Source organism: Blautia sp. TF10-30 (assembly GCF_003481245.1).
Taxonomy (GTDB): Bacteria; Bacillota; Clostridia; order Lachnospirales; family Lachnospiraceae; genus Fusicatenibacter; species Fusicatenibacter saccharivorans.
The window spans coordinates 193,051-213,464 of sequence record NZ_QUKM01000002.1; the positions used below are offsets into that span (position 1 = coordinate 193,051).

Here is a 20,414-nt window from a genome sequence, read left to right on the forward strand (position 1 = left end):
CTCCTGCTGCATAATCCACTATCTATAATAAAGTTTCGCACACCTGATGCATTTCCTCATAGGTGCGGATATTGTAACCTTTTACATCCCGGTTGATTTTTCTTAAAAAGCCGGTCAGTGTTCTTCCCGGTCCGATCTCCACGAAGGTATCAACGCCGTCCGCAATCATTGCCTCGATGCTCTGCTGCCACCGCACACCGGATGCCACCTGCTGGATCAGAAGGCCGCGCGTCAGTGCAGTATCACGCACATACTGGCCGGTTACATTCGTCACATACGGAATCTTCAACTCCATAAAGCCGACGCCCTCGAGCGCTTCGGTCAGCCCCTGGGACGCAGCTTCCATCATCGGGGAATGGAACGGGCCGCTTACGTTCAGCGGAAGTACCCGCTTTGCGCCTGCTTCTTTTAACTTTTCCGAAGCCTCTGCCACTGCCGCCTCATATCCGGTGATGACAATCTGACCCGGGCAGTTGTAATTGGCAATGTAGGCGCCGGAAATCCCGCTCAAAATCTCTTCGATTTTTGCATCTTCCATGCCGAGCACCGCCGCCATCGCGCCCTCGCCTGCCGGAACGGCCTCTTCCATCAGGATGCCTCTTCTGCGGACGACCTTCATCGCATCCGCCATTTCCATACCGCCGGCGGACACAATCGCGTTGTACTCGCCAAGGCTGAGGCCCGCTGTCACATCCGGCGTAAGGCCGCACGCCCGGATGGACTGCTCCATCGCCATTCCGGTTGTCAGCAGTGCAATCTGGGTAAACTCTGTCTGATCCAGATGTTCATTTTCCTCAAAACAGAGTTTTTTCATATCAATCCCGATCAGCTCGGATGCCATATCGTAGACGGCTCTCGCTTTCGGACATGCTTCATAAAAATCCGCGCCCATGCCGACACACTGGGAACCCTGTCCAGGAAACATAAATGCTGTTTTACTCATAACCGCGCCGGTGCTCCTTTCAGAAGTTCTTCCATCTCATTCATCATCTGCTCTATGATTTCTTTGCAGCTTTTCTCGTCTTTTACCATACCTGCAATCTGACCGGACATCACGCTTCCGGTTTTGACATCGCCGTCCACAACGGCTCTTCGAAGACCGCCGAGCGTCAGTTTTTCCAGCTCTTCGAACGGAGCTCCCTCTTTTTCCAGTTCCAGATAATGGCGTGTCATCTCATTTCGGATCGCCCGCACCGGATGACCGGTTGTGCGGCCTGTCACGCGGGTATCAATATCTTTCGCCTTGATCACCAGCTGCTTGTAATTTTCATGCACAACGGCCTCTTTCGAAGCGACAAAACGCGTTCCCATCTGAACCGCCTCGGCACCCAGCATAAAGGCTGCTGCCATGCCGCGTCCGTCCGCAATTCCACCGGCCGCAATGACTGGAATTTTTACGGCATCTGCCACCTGCGGAACGAGTGCCATCGTTGTCGTCTCGCCGATATGGCCGCCGGACTCACATCCTTCTGCCACAACGGCATCTGCGCCTGCGCGCTCCATTCGTCTTGCAAGAGCCACGGAAGCGACCACCGGGATGACGCGGATACCAGCGTTTTTCCACAGTTCCATATATTTCTCCGGATTTCCTGCGCCCGTCGTAACGACTTTTACGCCTTCCTCGGCAACCACTTTTGCCACCTCATCCGCATACGGGCTCATCAGCATGATGTTGACGCCGAACGGTTTGTCCGTCAGTTTTTTTGCTTCGCGGATTTCATTCCGAACCCACTCTGCCGGTGCCGCCGATGCTCCGATGAGGCCAAGGCCGCCGGCCTCGGAAACTGCCGCTGCCAGATGATGCTCCGCCACCCAGGCCATGCCGCCCTGAATGACTGGATACTGAATCCCGAGTAATTTTGTCACTTCTGTGATCATGAATCGCTTCCTCCTGCTTCCCGATCTTTCTTAGTTTTTGTGCTGCTCCAGATACTCTGCAACATCACCGACAGTTACCATCGTTTCCAGATCCTCGGTCGGGATTTCCACGCCGCAGGTGTCCTCGAGGGACATGACCATTTCAAACAGATCCAGGGAATCTGCTCCGAGATCCTCTTTGAAGGAAGTCTCCGCTGTGATGGTATCGATGTCTGCTCCCAGTGCTTCTGCTACGGTTTCTTTTACTTTTTCTAACATGTTTTTGTCCTCACTTTTTTCTTATTCTTCTTATTTTATATGGGCGTTTCTTACCATTCCAGGTACGCCGCGCCCCAGATCAGTCCTGCTCCGAAACCGGAGAGAACGATTCTCTGTCCTTTTTTGGCTCTGCCGGACCGGTTCCACTCATCCAGCAGAATCGGAATGCTCGCCGCACACGTATTGCCGTATGCTTCGATATTCCGCGGAAATTTTTCTTTCGGCGCCTTCAGTCGTTTTGCCACGCCGTCGATGATGCGGCTGTTTGCCTGATGAAGGATGAAGGCATCAATCTCCTCGACCGGCACCTCGGCTTCTTTCAGCACCTCGCGGATGACTTCCGGCACGCGTGATAAAGCAAACTGGAACACGGCACGGCCGTCCATCTGCAGATACGTTCCCTTTTCGCAGGTCAGCGACACGCCTTTTTCTCCATCGGAATGGATCTTTTCGCACGCTTTTGTCTCCTGCTCCTCCGCCGTCAGCACAATGGCTCCCGCGCCGTCCCCGAACAGAATGCAGGTTCCGCGGTCACTCCAGTCCACCAGACGGCTCAGGGCATCTGCGCCGATCAGCAGCACGTTTTTTGCCTTGCCGCTCCGGATATACAGCTGGCCCAGCTCATACACCGCAAGAAATCCGGTGCAGGCGGCGCTGACATCGAGACAGGCGGCACGGAAGGCACCGATTTCATCCTGCACAAGACAGGCGGTATTCGGAAAGATGCTCTCCGACGAGGAGGTTCCGACGAGAATCAGATCCAGTTCTGTCGAACAGATCCCGGCATTTTCCAGCGCTCTTCTCGCCGCCTTTACTGCCATTTGGGCAACCGTCTCCTCCCCGGCTATGTGGCGCGCACCGATTCCCGTCCGCTCCCGGATCCAGATATCGCTCGTATCCACCATCTTTTCCAGATCTTCATTTTTCCATATCGTCTCCGGTACATACGAACCGGTTCCCGCAATTCTGCCGTTTTTCACCTTACTGTCCTCTTGCTTATTTCATTCTCAAACATTTTTCTTTTCAAATGTTTTGATATTCAAAGTATATCATCAAAATTCATTTTGTCAACCTTTTTTTATTGCTTTTTCCATTTCCCACTTCTATAATGAAACTATGTTCGGGATTTTTTCGAAACTATTTTTCCGGATTCTATTATTTTGAGCCCCGGCGCAGGTTCTCTATCCAACACTCCGGCAGGCTCCAGAAAGGACATCAAACTTATGCAGGTTCCAATGTCATCCTATCTTGTGGAAATCAAACCACAGATTCAGGAACTGATCCGTCTGCTCGAGCGCGAATTTGATTACGTCAGCGTGCTCTGCACCGATGTCAAAGGTACGACCTACCGCGTCAGCATGCATCAGACCACCGTCGGCGATTATCACTTCTGTGAACGCGGCTTCGTTGTCCGTGCATGGCAGGACGGTTCCTACACCGAATATTCCTTCAACAACCTCACCGATGCCGCAGATCTTGCGGAGGAAATTACTTCCGCGCTGAAATCCGAATTTCAGGCATTAAAGGCACTCGGCATCGCGCAGATGGAGTCTCCTCTCGTGCAGGAAGAAGCCATCACCAAAACGATGCAGAATGAAATCGAGATTGACCCGGAGACCGTCTCCGCAGAGGAGATTCTCTCCCACCTTCGGAAGCTCTGCGACGCCGGCGCTGCCCATGAAGGAATTCTGGAATTCCAGAGTACCGTCAGCTTTGCCCGTGTCAACAAGCTGTTCCTCTCCTCCAAAAAGGATCTGATGCAGTCCTACGCTTTCTCTGAGGGCTCCCTTTCCGCAATCGGCACAGAAAACGGAAAACAGAATATGTCGTACCGTTCCTGCTCCGGCCTGAAAGGCGTGGAAATCTTAAATGAGATGGATGCGATTGTTGAGGAAATCATCGCCGTTCTGTACGACAAGCTCCACTCCGATCCGGTCATCCCTGGCATGTACGATGTCATCACCGCACCGGATGTCACCGGCGTGATTGCACACGAGGCATTCGGCCACGGTGTCGAGATGGATATGTTTGTCAAAGACCGCGCACTCGCCAAAGAGTATATCGGCAAGCCTGTTGCCTCCCAGCTCTCCTCCATGCACGACGGAGCAGTCGGCGCACAGCAGGTCAGCAGTTATCTTTTTGATGATGAGGGAACGCTCGGCACCGACACCACGGTCATCGACCACGGTACACTCGTTACCGGCATCAGCGATCTCGTAAGCGCACTCCGCCTTGGCACCACGCCGACCGGAAACGGAAAACGCGAGAGCTTCGAGCGCAAAGTCTACTCCCGTATGACCAACACCTACTTCACCGCAGGCACAGACAAACTCGATGATATGATCGCTTCGATTGATCACGGCTATCTTCTCGAAAGCGTTCAGTCCGGTATGGAAGACCCGAAACACTGGGGCATCCAGTGCATGGTCGGACTCGGCCGCGAGATCAAAGATGGTAAGCTGACCGGAAAAGTCGTATCTCCTGTCACCCTGACCGGCTACGTTCCAGATCTCTTAAAGAGCATCTCCATGGTTTCCGACAAAGAAGAGCTCTTCGGCTCCGGCATGTGCGGAAAAGGTCACAAAGAATGGGTCAAAGTCAGCGATGGCGGCCCGTATCTGAAATGTAAAGTGAGGTTAGGCTGATGAACGAATTATACGATGTATTAAAAGCAAGCAAAGCCAGCGACTTTCTGATCCGCGAAGAGCAGACCGAATCCCGCGAGGCATTTTTCATCGGTCAGAAGCTCGACATGAGCCGCGCGAAAAAAGTAACGCATACGTTTCTGACCGTCTTTGTCGACAGTGAGGATGGGAAATTCCGCGGAAGCGCAGAAAAAGAGATCCACCAGGGCATTTCCCGCGAAGAAATGCAGCAGGAAATTGACCAGGCGCTGTTCGCTGCACAGTTCGTGCAGAACCCATGGTACCCGATTGCAGAGCCATCGGATGCCCAGGCAAGCGCCGACATGGCTGATGCTTCCCGCGATCTTACCGCTAAACTCGTAAAACTGGTGCAGGCTATGCAGGAAATCAAGGCGGAAGAGGATTCCCGCGTAAACTCCTATGAGATTTTCGTCAACCAGAAGCAGACACACATCCGCAATTCCCGCGGTGTCGATGTCACCTTCTCCGGCTTTGACTGCGAGATCGAGGTTGTCACAAACTCCCGCAAGGATGATCATGAGATTGAGATCTACAAGGATCTCCGCTTCTCCGACGAATCTGCCGAGAAGATCATCGCCGAAGTGCGCGGAATGTTCCACACCGGCCGCCAGCGTCTGAATGCTGTTCCGACCCGCCAGAATGAGCATGCTGATGTTCTCCTGACCGGAAATGCCGTCGGCAGTTTCTTCCAGTATTTTGCTATGCATACCAATGCTTCTTATCAGTACATGGGCGTCGCAAAGGCAAAAATCGGTGAAGCCATCACCGGCGCAGATGCCGATCCGCTGAATATCCGCCTCGTGCCGACGCTCGACGGCTCTGCCAAAAACGCGCCGTACGACGAAACCGGTATGCCGGTAGCCGAGCGCGTTCTGTTTGAAAACGGCATCTGCCGCTCCTACTGGGGCAGCCTTCAGCATGCCCATTATATCGGCATGAAGGATACTACTTCCATGAATAACATGGTAGTTGAAGGCGGTTCGAAAACACTCGACGAGCTGCGCAGCATGCCGCATATAGAAATCACCGATTTCAGTGCGTTTGATATGGATGCCGTAAGCGGCACCTGCGGCGGTGAGATCCGGCTCGCGTATGAGAGCGACGGAACCACCTCCCATCCGACAACCAGCGGATCACTTTCCGCCCGTTATGACGATGTGCTGAAAAATCTGACTTTCTCGAAAGAGACACAGCAGCTCAACAACCGCGTGGTACCGTGTGCGGTACTGCTGCGGGGTGTGACGGTGGCGGGAGAATAATTTTTCATTCTGCAGCATACGAAAAAGGAGCATCTCCAGGTTTCAAGTTCGAAACCGGAGATGCTCCTTTTTAATTTTCTGTGTTTATGTTCAGTCTTTTCTTCGTCTTCTGGATTTCTTTTTGCTTCCAAAATCCGGAACAACGACCAAGGTGTTAAGACCCAGATAAGTTTCAACATCTTCTGCCGTTTTGATATTGTCATTCAGCACAGTCTGCAGTGTCAGAATTGCCAAAACAGGAACAAAATTTCTAAACAGTAATGGGGTCTGACCCCAATGTGGTTATTTATAATCGTGTGTTTTCAGTGTTGTCGTAATCAGGTTGTGGACCGGCGTATCGTCTTCCACGACCAGTATCAATGTCTTATTCATTTAAATTCACCTCACTGAGCGGCAGCGTAAAACGAAAATGACAGCCGTGCGGAGCGCAGTCACGAAGCACCAGTTCCCCGCCATGCGCATTTACAATGGAGCGGCACAGCGCCAGCCCAAGGCCAAGGCTTCTGCGGCTGTCACTCACCTTATTTTTTCCGGAATAGAACATTTCAAATACATGCTCCCTGCACTCCGCCGGAATGCCGGGTCCATTATCCTCCACCGCAATCCATACGTTTTTTTCTTCTTTTCCGGCTGTAATCCGGATCTTGGATCCTGCCTGTGTATATTTTACTGCATTGTTGATCAGGTTTACCAATACCTGTACAATCAGCTTTGCATCCATGCGGGCGAGCAGTACATCTTCCCCGCAGTCCACCGTAATTTTATGTTCGTTTTTCCGCCGTTCTACATGGCGCAGCGCCTCACGTACTACATCCTCAACCACCTGATCGGATAACTGCAGTTTTACACTTCCATCTTCTATTTTCGTAAGCGCAAGCAGATTTTCCACCAGTTCAATCAGCCATCCGGCATCCTCATAAATATCCGAAAAAATCTGTTTCCGCATCCCTTCGTCCAGTGCGTCAAAGTTACTGATCAAAGAGTCTGCATTGCCGAGAATTGATGTCAGTGGTGTGCGCAGATCATGGGAAATCGTCCGCAGCAGATTCACCCGAAGCTGCTCATTTTTCGCCATGACTGCCGCCTCTTCTTTTTCTCTCGCACTTTGTTCCCGATCCAGTGCCATGGCGCACTCTCCCAGAATAGAAAGCAGGATACTGTTCTCAAACGCATCCAGTGGCTTTTGTCCGATGAAAATGCCGATCACACCATATCTGTTCTGTGCCGCATAGATGGAAAGGTACAGATACGGTTCTTCAGAAAAACGTTCTGTCATAGCTCCCGCCCGTTTCCGGTTTTTCAGAACCCACTGCAGGATTTCCTGTTCTTTCACATTAAAAACTTTTTCTGATTTTATTCCTGTTTCGGCGTTATAAAGAGTTCCCTGCACAATGCCGTTTTTCTTTTTTTCTACCGGCGCCACAACCAGATTTCTCCCCAGAAGCTTTATCAGCTGCGTTGCCGTAATATCAAAAATTTCTGACGCATCCTCTGCCTTTTGCAGAAGCTGGCTGGTATTAAAAAGAATCTTGGTTCGAAAGGCATCTCGTGCAGAAAGCTTTGCATTTTCTTTCAATTTTGAAGCAAGCGTACTGGTCAGGATTGAAGTGCCAAGCATGATCGCAAAGGTCACCGGATAGCCGGAACCATACGCATACAACGAAAGCCTCGGTTCTGTCATAAAATAATTAAACAGGACAACACTTGCCACAGAGCTGACCACACTACAGGTATAACCGCTGGTCAGAATAGATGTCAGCATGACGCCAAACAGATATACCGTAATAATATTGGCATCCGTAAAACCAAGCCGAAAAAAGATTTCTCCGATTCCGGTCGCAGCAGCCAGAATCAGAACCGTAAGCATCAGTTCTTTCCAGGAAGGCAGCTCCATCCACTCCGGAAATTTTTTTCGTTTCTGATATCTCCGGTACACGTCTGAGTCTGGAATGATGTGAATTTCCAGATCAGGCACAAGATCCGTCAGACGCTCGGTCCACACCCTTCGCTGATGGAAATAGCCCTGCTTCATCATGCTCTTTCCAATGACAATCCGCGTCACCTCGGAAATTCTTGCGTATTCTGCAATCTGCAGGGCAATATCCTCACTGTGTGTCGTTACAATTTCTGCCCCGCTCTGCTCTGCCAGACGAACATGCTTCTGCAGCCTTGCCAGATCCTCCGGTGTTTTTTCTGTTTTTTCTGCTGTCTGCACATACAATGCCGTAAAGCCGGCCTGAAACGCCTGTGCCATCTGCGCCGCAGTCCGAATAATTTTTTCATTGGATGGCGAAGAGGACAGACACACCAGGATATGCTCTTTTTTTTGTTTTTCTTTTTCCAACTGTCTCACCCCGCCTCCTATTGTAGATCATAAACGAAGAGAAAGCTATAGTCAGGAAATCTTTTTTTCTCCCGTTCCCTGTTCTTGTTTTCTGTTTTCCGTGAAATTTTGTCCCGTTTCCGGTTCCTCTCTTCTGTTTTCCGTGAAAAATGTCTCTATCTGATCTACGAGCACGCCTCCAGACAAAAAACCGACCAGGGTAACGAAGAGCAGTCCTACACTTAACACAGAAATCACCTCTCTTTCAGATTCGAAAACATTTCTGGATCGCTTTATATTCACCAAGAACCAATATGGTAGCATCGCCATTCAGAACTGTCTCCGGAGACACCGCAACATCTGTTTTTCCATATTTTCTTGTTGCCAGAATATTAATACCGTATTTTTTCCGGATATCCAGCTGGCCGACATTTTTTCCAATCCAGTTCTCCGGGATTTCAACCTCAAAAATCGCATACTGACTGTCAATTTCAATATAGTCAAACACATGATCCGAGCTGTAACGAATTGCTGTCCATTTTGCCATCTGTTTTTCCGGATAAACAACCTGATCCGCTCCGTTCCGCAACAGGAATTTTTCCTGTACATCCCGTTCTGCCCGGGACACGACCCATTTTGCGCCCAGCTCCTTCAAAAGACATGCGGTTTCCAGCGAATCCTGAAAGCTGCTTCCGATCGTCACAATACAGACATCATAATTTCCCACACCAAGGGATCGCAGAAAGTCTGCATTGACACTGTCACCGATCTGTGCATTTGTCACATACGGCATCACGGCGTCGATCCGTTCCTCATTTCGGTCTACCGCCATCACCTGATGTCCAAGCTGATTCAGATGCATGGCAATATGTCTCCCAAATCTTCCTACTCCAATCAGTAAAATATTTTTCATCTCATCTCTTCCTCTCTTCTTATCCTACATTTATTTTTTCCAGCGGCATTTTTGCATGTGCGCTCTTTCTCCCCGGCATCGCAGCATAAACAAGCGTCAGACCGCCAACCCTTCCAAGAAACATCAGTGCGATCAGAATTCCTTTCGAAAGAACACCGAGCTGCGGCGTAATTCCAAGCGTCAGGCCAACCGTTCCAACAGCAGATGCTGTCTCAAACAGACACTCAGAAATCGGCAGATTTTCTGCCACACTGATCACCATTCCTCCCATCAGCACCAGAAAAAGATACATCATCAGAATCGTAGATGCATTTTTTAATACCTCCTGGCCCACCCTGCGTCCAAACATCTGTGTGTCCTCTCTCTGACGGAACGTAGCAGACGCATTAGCTGTCAGCACGGCAAATGTGGTAATTTTCATTCCGCCAGCCGTTGATCCCGGTGCTCCGCCAATCATCATCAGAACAATCATAATCGCCTGGGAAGCACCTGTCATCCCGGAAAGATCTGCCGTATTAAATCCGGCCGTTCTTGTTGTCACGGACTGAAACAATGCGCAGAGCGTCCGCTCCTTGACCGGCATTCCAGCGAAATCCCGGAAGAAAAAGAAGGCCGCCGGAACAAAAATCAGAAACAGACTTGTAAGCAGGATCACCTTGCTTTGCATGCAGTACTGACGAAAATGGTATTTTTTTGTATAGATATCATCCCAGGTCAGAAATCCGATTCCACCTGTTACAATTAGCCCCATAATCGTAAGATTAACCAGTGGATTTCCCACATAAGAAGTCAGGGACGGATACAGATGATCCGTTTTTCCAAGAAGATCAAATCCTGCATTGCAGAATGCGGATACAGAATGAAACAACGCCATCCAGATTCCTTTTCCGCCGTAATCCCGTAAAAAAACAGGCAGAAGAAACAACGCCCCCAACAGTTCAATTCCAAAGGTTCCTTTGAGGATAAAACGCGTCAGGCGCACAATTCCGCCCACCTTCGGGGCAGAAATCGCATCCTGCATCGTGCTTCGCTGCATCAGGGAAATTTTTCTCCCGGAAAGCATCGCAATCGAAACAGCGATCGTAACCACACCAAGACCGCCGATCTGAATGAGCAGCAAAATCACGCTCTGTCCAAAGACGGACCAGTAGCTTCCTGTATCTCTGACTGCCAGTCCTGTCACACAGGCGGCTGATGTTGCAGTAAACAGTGTTTCTGTAAATGGCGTTACATTTCCTTCCCGCGAAGCCACAGGAAGCATCAAAAGCAGTGCTCCTGCCAGAATTACCCCCGCAAATCCAAGAATGATAATTTCAAACGACGACCATTGTTTCCTGTATCGCAGTTTTATACTCCACATTTCTCTTTTTACTCCTTCTTTTTGATTCCTCCTTATTTTAGAGACTTCCGTTTTAAAAACGTATAAATACCTTTTCCATGGCATTAAGATTGTATAAAGATTTTTCGAATTTCAAACCAAAAAACAGGAACCGCCCAAAAGTTTCCCACAACAGTAATGGGGTCTGACCCCAATGTGTGTATATTCTTCTTTTATCGCAGTAACGCATTAATTGGTTAAACTACCGATTTTTCTCCTTTTGAAAGTAGATTCTTTTGTCATAAATATCAAAAAAAGTATTTACAAATCCTTACGCATCAGTTATTATGTATATAATCTATTGAGAAGTTCGTGTAGAATTATGCAATTTTGTTTTTAATAAATACTCTGTTTCCTTTCCCAATGGCATTTTGTTGACTTTTTACGTCAAACAGAACGGATCAAAGGGTAAAATACCAAATTTTTTCGCAAAAAATCACTCAACGTAATTACAGATGAAATCGGATCCATATCCCGAAAAAAACATCGCACCTTATTTCGAAAGGAGATATCAATTTTATGTTTCATTTTCTAAAAGGAAAGAGTAAAGAAAATGTTCTTTACGCACCTTGCAAAGGAAAAGTAGTTCCGCTTTCCGAAGTCCCGGATCCTACCTTTTCCGAAAAAATCCTGGGGGACGGATTCGCAGTAATTCCGTCGGAAGGAAAAATTTATGCACCGACAGACGGTGAAATAGCCATGGTATTTGATACTCTTCATGCCATCACGCTCACAAGCAGCTCCGGAACCGAAATCCTGATCCACATCGGCCTGGATACGGTTACACTAAAGGGCGCACCGTTTACCGCACACGTTGCAGCCGGCGATCAGGTCAAAAAAGGAGATCTTCTGATGGATGTCGATCTGGACAAGATCACCGGAGCCGGATTGAACACAGTCACTCCGGTACTGATTTGCAATACCGATGATTACGAGAAAATCAGCTTGAAAAAAGAGGGCGAAGTTTCCTTAGACGAAGCCGTTCTCAGTATTTCCTGATCTTTTTTTGATCTTTCGTCAGATGAATCTTCATCCTCTTCTTTTATGAAATGAAATGTACGCTTGAAGGCTTTTCTCACTTGCTTTTGTGAAATGTACGCTTATAGCCTTTTCTCACTTGCTTTTGCGAAATGCCCTCTCAATGTCTTTTCTGCACTTGCTTTTGTAAGTATATTGGGTGGATTCGGTAAATTCACGTATCTAATTGGAGGTATCCAGTTATATAAATTATCTTTTAAGGAGGGAGAAATATATGAAATTTCTTCAGAAACTAGGGAAAGCCCTCATGCTTCCTGTAGCAGTACTGCCGATCTGCGGTATCCTGATGGGTATCGGATACCGGCTGTGTCCGGCAACGATGCAGGGCGGCGAGATCTCGGGCGTAGTAAACCTGATCGGTCTGTTTCTCGTAAAAGCAGGAGCAGCTCTGATCGACAACATGGCAATCCTCTTTGCAATCGGCGTTGGTGTCGGTATGTCAGAAAAGAATGACGGTACCGGCGGAATCGCAGCTCTGGCATCCTGGCTGATGATCACAACACTTCTTTCTACCGGAGTTGTTACAACTATCATCCCGTCCATCGCTGAGAGTGCTACAAAGACGCTGGCCTTTGACAAGATCGAAAACCCGTTCATCGGTATCCTGGCCGGTATCATCGGATCTGCCTGCTATAACCGTTTCAAAGACACCAAGCTTCCGGACTGGTTATCCTTCTTCAGCGGCAAACGCTGTGTAGCAATTGTTTCCGGTGTTGTTTCTATCGTTGTATCTGCTGTTCTGTTACTGGTATGGCCATTACTGTTCGGTGCTCTGGTAGCAATCGGTAAATCTATTGTCAGCCTTGATGTTGTCGGTGCCGGTATCTATGCATTCCTGAACCGTCTGCTGATCCCGACCGGATTACATCACGCTCTGAACAATGTATTCTGGTTTGACACGATCGGTCTTGGTGACTTGAAGCACTTCTGGGCTGGTGAAACATCTGCTGATGTAACCTGGAGCCTTGGTATGTACATGTCCGGATTCTTCCCATGTATGATGTTCGGTATTCCTGGTGCTGCACTTGCTATGGTAAGATGTGCAAAACCTGCAAAGAAAAAAGCTGCGATCGGTCTGGTAGCTTCTGCTGCAGTCTGCGCATTCATCTGTGGCGTTACAGAACCTTTTGAGTTCGGATTTATGTTCCTTGCTCCTGCTCTGTACGTAATCTATGCATTACTGTATGGTATCTTTACTATGATCACAGTTGCTCTCGGCTTCCGTGCAGGATTCAGCTTCTCCGCCGGTGCTATGGACCTCCTGTTCTCATCCTCACTGCCCGCAGCACAGAAAATATGGCTGATCATTCCGCTTGGAATCGCAGCATTCCTCGTATTCTACTTCGTATTCCTGTTTGCTATCAAGAAATGGGATCTGAAGACTCCTGGACGCGAAGATGACGATCTCGAAGCAGAGAAAAAAGTAGAACTGGCAAGTGATAACTATACCGCAATCGCAGCTAAAATTCTGGAAGGCTGCGGCGGAAAAGAAAACATCACAAGCATTGATAACTGCGTTACAAGACTGCGACTGGAAGTGAAAGATATCACTGCCGTAAACGACAAGGTAATCAAATCTGCCGGCGTGGCAGGCGTGATCAAACCTGGCAAAACCTCTGTACAGGTTATCGTTGGAACAAAAGTTCAGTTCGTAGCTGACGCTTTCTCCAAACTTTGTGAATAATATTTACCCAGGTAGTCCAAAAGGAGCATATCGCTGATGCGGTATGCTCCTTTTAATTGCGCAAAGTTTTCCTTATTTTCTGCCCTTTCGCAGAGCAGGAACCCGGCTGTTGTTTGTCAAATGGCTGCTATCAAAACCAAAGGTCGGATTACTGGTGGTTCCGAAAACGTGTGCATATATGTGGGGAATCGCCGTGTGACCTCAGCTCTTGTTCTAAGCACCGCGCAGCTTTTCGGGACAGGTACAGCACAGTACATCGTTTCGTAAATGTATTTTTTTAAAATCTTGTTATGAAAAGGAGTGCGAAAAAACGTAACTTTGTTTTTTCGCACTCCCATTTTCTCTCCCAAAAAACGCCGCAGCTCTCGTCTTACTTCGCGCTGTCTGCATCAATCACGGACTGGATCTGTTTCATCAGCGTATCATAATTCTCCTGATTGTCGATTCCGCCGAGCATCGGCTCTCCCACAATATTTCCATTTCGATCGACCAAGATTGTGGTAGGAAATGCCATAATATCGGAGGCATACTTTCCTGCAGCGGAAGCAGAGTCAATGGAAAGATTGCGGTATTTCGCACCCTGGCTTTCAAGAACCGCTGCTGCTTCTTTGATCGCATCCTGATTTCCATCGAAGGTTTCTGTGTTGATACCTACAACCTCGCCTCCCATGGATTTGATTGCATCGTTTAATTCGTTCAGCTTGGATAACTCAGCAACACAAGGCTTGCAGCCGGTAAACCAGAAATTCACGACCGTTACCGCATTTTTGGAAAACAGACTTTCGTCAACTGTGTTGCCATCATAATCCTGACCCGAAAAATCCCGGAACGGAGATGCCTCTTCGGAATCGTTTTTCGCGTTGCTATCTTCCGATGCTGTATTGCCATTTTCCATTTCCGCTATCTGTTCCTCGATTTTTCGTATCGTTGCAATATCATCCGTCAGTGTATTCAGCTCGTCCTCTGAAAAAGAGTCCTTGTTGGCTTCAACCGTGTCTGCCAGATAATCCCCATAATTTCCGCTCGGATCAGCCGTGCTTTTATTCATCATGCCAAACACCTTATTCCATACATCCGCATGATCTGCAAAAATCTGGTTTTCCTGCTGATATAAATCGTCCAGCTTTGTGCCGGAAGCCCCTGCCGTTTCGGTTCCGGATTCCGCAACAGATCCCGTAACAGCTTCTGTGCCGGATTCCGTCTGTGTTGTCTGCGTTTTCTTTGTGTCTGCAGCCTCTTTTCCGTTGCATGCGGTAAGTAATAATGCTACGCTGAGTGTAAAAACAGGGATAAAAGTTCTTTTGGTTTTCATAAGTTATGGCTCCTTTTAAGATAGTATAATGTAAAAAACAAAAATTCAATATCATCCTTCGATACTTCGTGATCTGCTGCTGATCAATGGTTTCTGATCTCTGACTGTTGATCTCCGGTGTCCTTTTTCTGACACGTTTTTCCCAGAAACTGATAGTGGATCGCATCCTTCGGGCAGGCCTTGATGCAGGCTCCGCATCGGATGCATTCCGGATGATTTGGGGTCCGGCACACGTCGATATCCATTTTACATGCCCTGGAACACTGGTTGCATCCGACGCATTTGCTGTTTTCAATCGTGATATGTAAAAAGCTTACCTTATTAAATAAGGAATAGATTGCCCCAAGAGGACAGATCCATTTGCAGAAGGGTCTGTAAAACAAGATGCTGAGCACGACAACCGTAATCAGAATACCGAATTTAAACGAAAACAGCTTGCCCAGTGCAGACCGGATTGCGGCATTTCCGATGGAAAGCGGGATCGCCCCCTCCAGAACGCCCTGCGGACAAATATATTTGCAGAAGAACGGATCTCCCATCCCGATCGAATTCGTTGCAAACATCGGCAGAAGAATCACAAAAACAGCAAGGATGATATATTTCAGATACCGCAGCGGCTTCAGTCTGGCCGTAGAGAATTTCTTTCCGGGGATTTTGTGAAGCAAATCCTGAAACCATCCAAACGGGCACAAAAAACCACAGATGAATCTTCCCAGTGTCACGCCGAGTAAAATCAGGAACCCGGTTATGTAGTAGGAAAACTTAAATTTGGATGATCCGACAACCGCCTGAAAGGCTCCGATGGGGCACGCTCCCGTCGCGGCAGGACAGGAATAACAGTTTAGTCCCGGTACGCATACCGTTTTCGCTTTGCCCTGATATATTTTGCCCTGAAAAAAATTGGGGATATGAGGATTGGTAAGCAGTGTGGCCGCTGCCTGGATCCACCCGCGTATTCCGGCTATTTTCTTTGATCGTAACTTCTTTTTCTTATCCAATTCCGACACACTCCAGACATAATTTAATTGCTTTCCCAAGCACAGCAGCCGCTTCCCCTCTGACGGCGCCATAGCCCATCATCGCTATGCCTGTGATAACTAGAACAATTTGAGATATTTTTCTGCATTTCAAAATGTGGTTGCTCCTTTGATTTTATTGATTGACCAGCTGACTCTGATATTATACAATAGCTGTTGTAAAATCATTGTTAAGAAATGGGCAGGTGAAAAAAATTTTGAGATTATTAATCGTGGAAGATGAGAAACAAATGTGTGACACAGTTGCCAGAAGTCTGTACGCCGCCGGGTACGAGGTAGATACCTGCTATGATGGGGCAGAGGCTCTGGAATGCATCCTGGCAGAAAATTATGATCTGATTGTCCTGGATCTCAATCTGCCCGGCATGGACGGAATGGATCTTCTAAAAGAGCTCCGAAAGGAAAACGAAGAAACGAAGGTGCTGATCTTATCTGCAAGAGGACAGATTGCAGACAAAGTAGAAGGACTCGATGCCGGGGCAAATGATTATATGGAAAAGCCGTTCCATCTGCAGGAGCTGGAAGCGCGGATCCGCAGTCTGACAAGAAGAAAATTTGTGCAGAAGGATGTCTGTCTGGAAAGTGGCGGGATCAAATTCGATACCATCAAACGAGAGGCCTATGCCAACGGAACCCTGGTTTCCCTGACAAGAAAAGAAAACGGAATTTTGGAATATCTGCTTCTCCACCTTGGCAGACCGGTAAGCCAGGAAGAATTGATCGAGCATGTCTGGGATGCCTCCGTGGACAGCTTCAGCGGATCCATCCGCGTCCATATGTCTTCGCTTCGGCGAAAGCTCAGGGCGGTACTTGGATACGATCCGATTTTAAATAAAGTAGGCGAAGGATATCAAATACGAGAGGAGTCCGACCGATGAAAAAAATATCACTGCAGTGGAGACTTACCTGTATCATTACCCTGTATATTGCGGTCATCTGTGGATGTCTGACCCTGCTTGTCTATAAAAACGGAATTTATTATATCGATTCCCTGCAGGAGACCGTAGATGCCCGGGGCGATGATGCCGGAGATCAGGGCGGAGACGGTACCGCAGACGGTTCCGATCAAATCTATATCAGCATTCCGGAGGACAAGTGGGATGAATTTGCCAGGGATTTCTCTGTTCAGGTGTACAACAATAAAGCAGACTACAAAAGAAACAGCCTGATCCTTTCCGCTTTATTGGCCCTTCTTGGCGGTGTCGCTACCTATTTTATCAGTGGCCATGCACTTCGGCCCATTCGTGAGTTCTCCGAAAAAATCGAGGAGGTGCAGGCACAGAATCTGGCCGATTCGCGCATTGAAGAAAACAAAGTAAAAGAGCTGAACCAGCTTCGTATTTCGTATAACAAGATGCTGGAACGTCTCGCAGATGCTTTTGAAATCCAGAGACAGTTTACGGCAAATGCAGCACACGAGCTTCGCACTCCACTGTCTGTCATGCAGGTACAGCTCGATTTATACCATTCCACCCCGCATCCGGGCAATGACGCCGACACCTTACAAACACTGAAAATGGTGACGGAGCAAAACGGCCGGCTCAGCAAAATGGTCAAGACACTGCTCGATATGAGTGAGCTTCAAACAGTAAGCAGGGATGAAACCATTGCCGTTGACGCCCTTGTCGATGAAGTACTGGTGGATCTGGAACCGCTTGCCCAGGAAAAGGAGATAAAACTGATCGGGAACTGTAACGATACCACTATGGTCGGAAGTGACATTTTGATTTACCGGATGGTATACAATCTTGTTGAGAATGCAATCAAATACAACCATTTCGGCGGACAGGTTACCGTAACCGCATACCGGAAGGGAAAAAACATCTGCCTGTCCGTAGAAGATACCGGAAGCGGAATCCCGGCTGAATTAAAAGAACGCATATTTGAACCATTCTTCCGTGTAGATAAATCCAGAAGCCGCCAGCTTGGCGGAGTAGGCCTTGGGCTGGCCCTGGTTCGTGAAATCGTGCGCGTACATGACGGCAGAATAACCGTTCAGTCCAGCCCGTCCGGTGGAACGATCTTTGAGGTAGTCTTTACACAGTGACATCATCCCAAAAGCCAGTCGATGACATCATCTGTTCTGGTGTGACTCCATTTCTTCTTTTTTCTCAGTATGGCATATTATACGCAGGACATCAAAATATTTTCCCATTTCGGAAACTTTTATTTTATTCAGCCCAATATTTTCCCGTTTCAGAAGCAAAACCGCATAAGCCACAGCTGCACTTCGGATTACACCTGGGTGCTGTCTGTGGTTCATGCGGTATGAGGCACAGCCTTCATGCTTCCTTCCGTTGGGCAAAAAAAGAGCGAACCAACGCATTATCACATGTATCAATTCGCTCAAAATAATACTGATTCGGATGTGCTTCAGTCACTTTCCTCAGCGAAAAGAAGCCCCGTTTATCACACATTTGCTGTTTTCTGTTCAATCAAAAAATCACGCACATCTTCATCAAACCGTTTTGCTTGTGGACATTTTGCAACCACATCATCCCAATTTTCACAAACAGTTTCAATTAACTTTTCGTATGTCCGTTTTTCTTTTTTAGGACGATTTTTAATTTTCACTCCATGATATTGCGGTGAATGTGCAATGATGTTAACCCACGGATCAAGTAATGTTTCATAATCATCGTACTGATCACAGGCTGCCACAATCCATGTATCCGTTGCATCAAACGGAATCATATAGCTCACAGCCAGTCCATCTTCCGGAAGCAACAACGTCCCTATGAATGTTCTTAAAAAATCAGCCTCTGCATCTGGAGTATTTCCATGGTGTTCACACGGTAACGCAACCGGACATTCGTTTCTATCTCCAATTATTTTTTCACAGGTAAGCGGATGTGCTCCTTCCGGCGCATCACAAAGTGCCCTTTGACAAACACAATGGACTTCTTTCTCGCATCTTTGGACATCTCCATCCATATGGACAACCAAAAGATCAAGTACTGGTGTCAAGGAATGCATATAGGCCTTCAGCTTTCCCTGATTGTCTTCACACCATTTCCAGACACCTTTCCAACCATTTCCAAACTGTCCGATCATGTTGGGTTCTGGCTGAATCATTTGATAATTGTTTTCTTCATTGGTAATTGTATCAATGACTGCTGCAATCAGTTCAAAATCCCGTGGGCCTTCTGCAACAATTCCTATCGTTTTCATTACAGATTTGGTACGCCCCCTAACCGTCCTTCTGTCCACAATCTCGACAGAGAATAACCAGAATCCATTAACTCCTTAGTCACCTGAATTCTCTGTAAAGATGTGTGACCTGATTTTCTGCTTTTGTTTACTGCAAACAATCTTATATCATCATTCATTAAATCAAGTCCGTCCAAAACCAGAGGGTTGTGGGTTGTTACAAAAACAGTCTTATCCTGTTCCAGAATTGTTTTACAGAACAGCTTTGTCGTCTCTCTCGCAAGTCTAGGATGCATTGCATGATCAAAACTATCCACAGCAAAAATGCCCGGTGCATCAGGGTGCAATGCCAAGCAAAGAAGAAACAGAACATACAACGCTCCTTCACTGGCATCGTAAGCGGTAAAGCTTGTTTTTGAAGTCAAATATCGATCTTGGAACTCCAAAATTCTTCTCGTCGTCGGAACAGCAGCATTTACGCTTGACTTTTTAGGTGCAGTCACATCAAACCCACTTGCCCAATCGATCAGTTCCAAGACTTCATCCAGTGGAAGATTCTGCAAGTAGCTTTCACCGTCTTCATCTTGCCTCATGATTTCTTCAATTGCCTCTGCAAGTCTGCCTCCGCACAAACCGATAGGATTAACCTGATACGGATCAGGGAGCGTTCCTCTCAATGCTTGTGTGTTAGGTTGATAAATCGCATAGTTCTTAAACTTCTCAATTTCCGGTCTAACCTCAGCAAGTTCTTCATTAGGTTCGAGCATCAGTAACCCCACATACGGATCATATGTTGTTTTTGATGCACCGCTTCTTCCCCACAGTGTTTGATTATTTACAGTCAATTTTTCCGAATGATAACGCCACATGTCTCGTCTGGCTGAATCCGATTCATTTGGAACATTCAAATTGACTCCATATTGATAGTTCTTTTCATTTTGTCGCCAAGACACATCAAAATTGATGGTTGGTGCTTTTCTCCTTAAATCGGAGAATGCCGACTTATAAAGTCCCGGAACACTAAGACGAATACCTTTCCGCTGCATACTTGCGTTATCTACTCGATCTGTCATAGCAGCACAAAGCAAACCAATAGCCTCAAGGATTGTTGTTTTTCCAGAGCCATTTGCTCCAATAAAAACATTTACACGTCCCGGCTCAAACGACACCTCTTCCAATGTCTTGAAATTTTTAAAAACTAGCTTTTTAATGTTCAAAGCACTCACTTCCTTCATAAAGCCAGCTCAAGCTTAACATAAGCTTTGCCATGTTTCAAATTAAGTATACCAGTTTTCTAAAATAATTACAAACTTATTTTAGAATTTTTCTTCGTTTTGAAAATTTGTACTCGATATACAGGTTTCTTTTGTCTTTCCATAATAAAGACCCTCCTAACGATATTTATTGCATCACAGAAAAACCTTCTAAACATTATTTTACAGAAAAGTTTCATACTCTCGTAAATGATGCTAATGATGGCATAATATCAACTCCGCGAATCAAAATGGCAAGGATTCG

General features: G+C 47.3%; 18 protein-coding genes and 1 pseudogene. 6 read left to right on the forward strand and 13 right to left on the reverse strand.

Annotated elements, in window-relative coordinates; all coding sequences use genetic code 11:
- Positions 1-22: 22 nt before the first annotated feature.
- From fabD to DXD02_RS03335, 4 genes are read right to left on the reverse strand one after another with little or no spacing between them, the layout of a single operon-like run.
- Complete coding sequence (gene fabD / locus DXD02_RS03320) at positions 23-943, reverse strand: ACP S-malonyltransferase (protein WP_022462595.1); 921 nt, start codon at positions 941-943, stop codon at positions 23-25.
- Positions 940-1,878: an enoyl-[acyl-carrier-protein] reductase FabK gene (gene fabK / locus DXD02_RS03325; RefSeq protein ID WP_022462596.1), complete on the reverse strand. Its 939-nt coding sequence runs from the start codon at positions 1,876-1,878 to the stop codon at positions 940-942. Before fabK ends, fabD begins: the two co-directional genes overlap by 4 nt.
- A 30-nt stretch (positions 1,879-1,908) precedes the next feature.
- Positions 1,909-2,136, reverse strand: a complete 228-nt coding sequence (gene acpP / locus DXD02_RS03330; protein WP_022462597.1) for an acyl carrier protein — start codon at positions 2,134-2,136, stop codon at positions 1,909-1,911.
- Positions 2,137-2,186: 50 nt separating this feature from the next.
- Entirely contained in the window at positions 2,187-3,116 is a 930-nt protein-coding gene (locus DXD02_RS03335) for a beta-ketoacyl-ACP synthase III (protein ID WP_118666382.1), read from the reverse strand.
- 243 nt (positions 3,117-3,359) lie between these two features.
- On the opposite strand from DXD02_RS03335, the gene DXD02_RS03340 reads away from it, so the two are divergent.
- Positions 3,360-4,781 (forward strand): TldD/PmbA family protein, encoded by a 1,422-nt coding sequence (locus DXD02_RS03340; protein WP_118666383.1) that lies wholly within the window; start codon positions 3,360-3,362, stop codon positions 4,779-4,781.
- Positions 4,781-6,061, forward strand: a complete 1,281-nt coding sequence (locus DXD02_RS03345) for a metallopeptidase TldD-related protein (RefSeq protein ID WP_118666384.1) — start codon at positions 4,781-4,783, stop codon at positions 6,059-6,061. The genes DXD02_RS03340 and DXD02_RS03345 overlap by 1 nt, the downstream gene beginning before the upstream one ends.
- Before the next feature lie 285 nt (positions 6,062-6,346).
- Here DXD02_RS03345 and DXD02_RS16195 read toward each other — a convergent pair.
- The 4 genes and pseudogenes from DXD02_RS16195 to DXD02_RS03365 form a co-directional block, all read right to left on the reverse strand.
- A pseudogene (locus DXD02_RS16195) lies at positions 6,347-6,433 on the reverse strand (DNA-binding response regulator); the annotation flags it as partial.
- Complete coding sequence (locus DXD02_RS03355; RefSeq protein WP_117801512.1) at positions 6,426-8,414, reverse strand: DUF4118 domain-containing protein; 1,989 nt, start codon at positions 8,412-8,414, stop codon at positions 6,426-6,428. The gene DXD02_RS03355 and the pseudogene DXD02_RS16195, both read right to left, overlap by 8 nt.
- Before the next feature lie 235 nt (positions 8,415-8,649).
- Entirely contained in the window at positions 8,650-9,297 is a 648-nt protein-coding gene (locus DXD02_RS03360) for a potassium channel family protein (RefSeq protein WP_117813603.1), read from the reverse strand.
- A gap of 19 nt (positions 9,298-9,316) precedes the next feature.
- The gene (locus DXD02_RS03365; protein ID WP_117804786.1) at positions 9,317-10,657 is read right to left on the reverse strand and encodes a TrkH family potassium uptake protein; all 1,341 of its coding nucleotides are present in this window, start codon (positions 10,655-10,657) and stop codon (positions 9,317-9,319) included.
- 537 nt (positions 10,658-11,194) lie between these two features.
- On the opposite strand from DXD02_RS03365, the gene DXD02_RS03370 reads away from it, so the two are divergent.
- A complete protein-coding gene (locus DXD02_RS03370; RefSeq protein ID WP_118659237.1) occupies positions 11,195-11,674 on the forward strand; it encodes a PTS sugar transporter subunit IIA in 480 nt (159 codons plus the stop codon).
- 253 nt (positions 11,675-11,927) lie between these two features.
- A complete protein-coding gene (locus DXD02_RS03375) occupies positions 11,928-13,397 on the forward strand; it encodes a PTS transporter subunit EIIC (RefSeq protein WP_022461034.1) in 1,470 nt (489 codons plus the stop codon).
- Between the two features lie 370 nt (positions 13,398-13,767).
- Here the strand turns inward: DXD02_RS03375 and DXD02_RS03380 are convergent, their stop codons facing one another.
- The 3 genes from DXD02_RS03380 to DXD02_RS16200 form a co-directional block, all read right to left on the reverse strand.
- Positions 13,768-14,709, reverse strand: coding sequence for a TlpA disulfide reductase family protein (locus tag DXD02_RS03380; protein WP_118666385.1), 942 nt, complete (start codon positions 14,707-14,709; stop codon positions 13,768-13,770).
- Positions 14,710-14,792: 83 nt separating this feature from the next.
- Positions 14,793-15,707: a 4Fe-4S binding protein gene (locus DXD02_RS03385; RefSeq protein WP_022461281.1), complete on the reverse strand. Its 915-nt coding sequence runs from the start codon at positions 15,705-15,707 to the stop codon at positions 14,793-14,795.
- The gene (locus tag DXD02_RS16200; protein WP_055218540.1) at positions 15,700-15,843 is read right to left on the reverse strand and encodes a CD1871A family CXXC motif-containing protein; all 144 of its coding nucleotides are present in this window, start codon (positions 15,841-15,843) and stop codon (positions 15,700-15,702) included. Before DXD02_RS16200 ends, DXD02_RS03385 begins: the two co-directional genes overlap by 8 nt.
- A gap of 133 nt (positions 15,844-15,976) precedes the next feature.
- On the opposite strand from DXD02_RS16200, the gene DXD02_RS03395 reads away from it, so the two are divergent.
- Complete coding sequence (locus tag DXD02_RS03395) at positions 15,977-16,624, forward strand: response regulator transcription factor (protein WP_022461282.1); 648 nt, start codon at positions 15,977-15,979, stop codon at positions 16,622-16,624.
- On the forward strand, positions 16,621-17,793 hold the full coding sequence (locus DXD02_RS03400) for a sensor histidine kinase (protein ID WP_118666386.1): 1,173 nt from the start codon (positions 16,621-16,623) through the stop codon (positions 17,791-17,793). Before DXD02_RS03395 ends, DXD02_RS03400 begins: the two co-directional genes overlap by 4 nt.
- A gap of 362 nt (positions 17,794-18,155) precedes the next feature.
- On the opposite strand, the gene DXD02_RS03410 is transcribed toward DXD02_RS03400, so the two are convergent.
- Positions 18,156-18,917: a hypothetical protein gene (locus DXD02_RS03410; protein WP_022461284.1), complete on the reverse strand. Its 762-nt coding sequence runs from the start codon at positions 18,915-18,917 to the stop codon at positions 18,156-18,158.
- Positions 18,917-20,113 (reverse strand): AAA family ATPase, encoded by a 1,197-nt coding sequence (locus DXD02_RS03415; protein ID WP_117509553.1) that lies wholly within the window; start codon positions 20,111-20,113, stop codon positions 18,917-18,919. Before DXD02_RS03415 ends, DXD02_RS03410 begins: the two co-directional genes overlap by 1 nt.
- Positions 20,114-20,414: the final 301 nt, after the last annotated feature.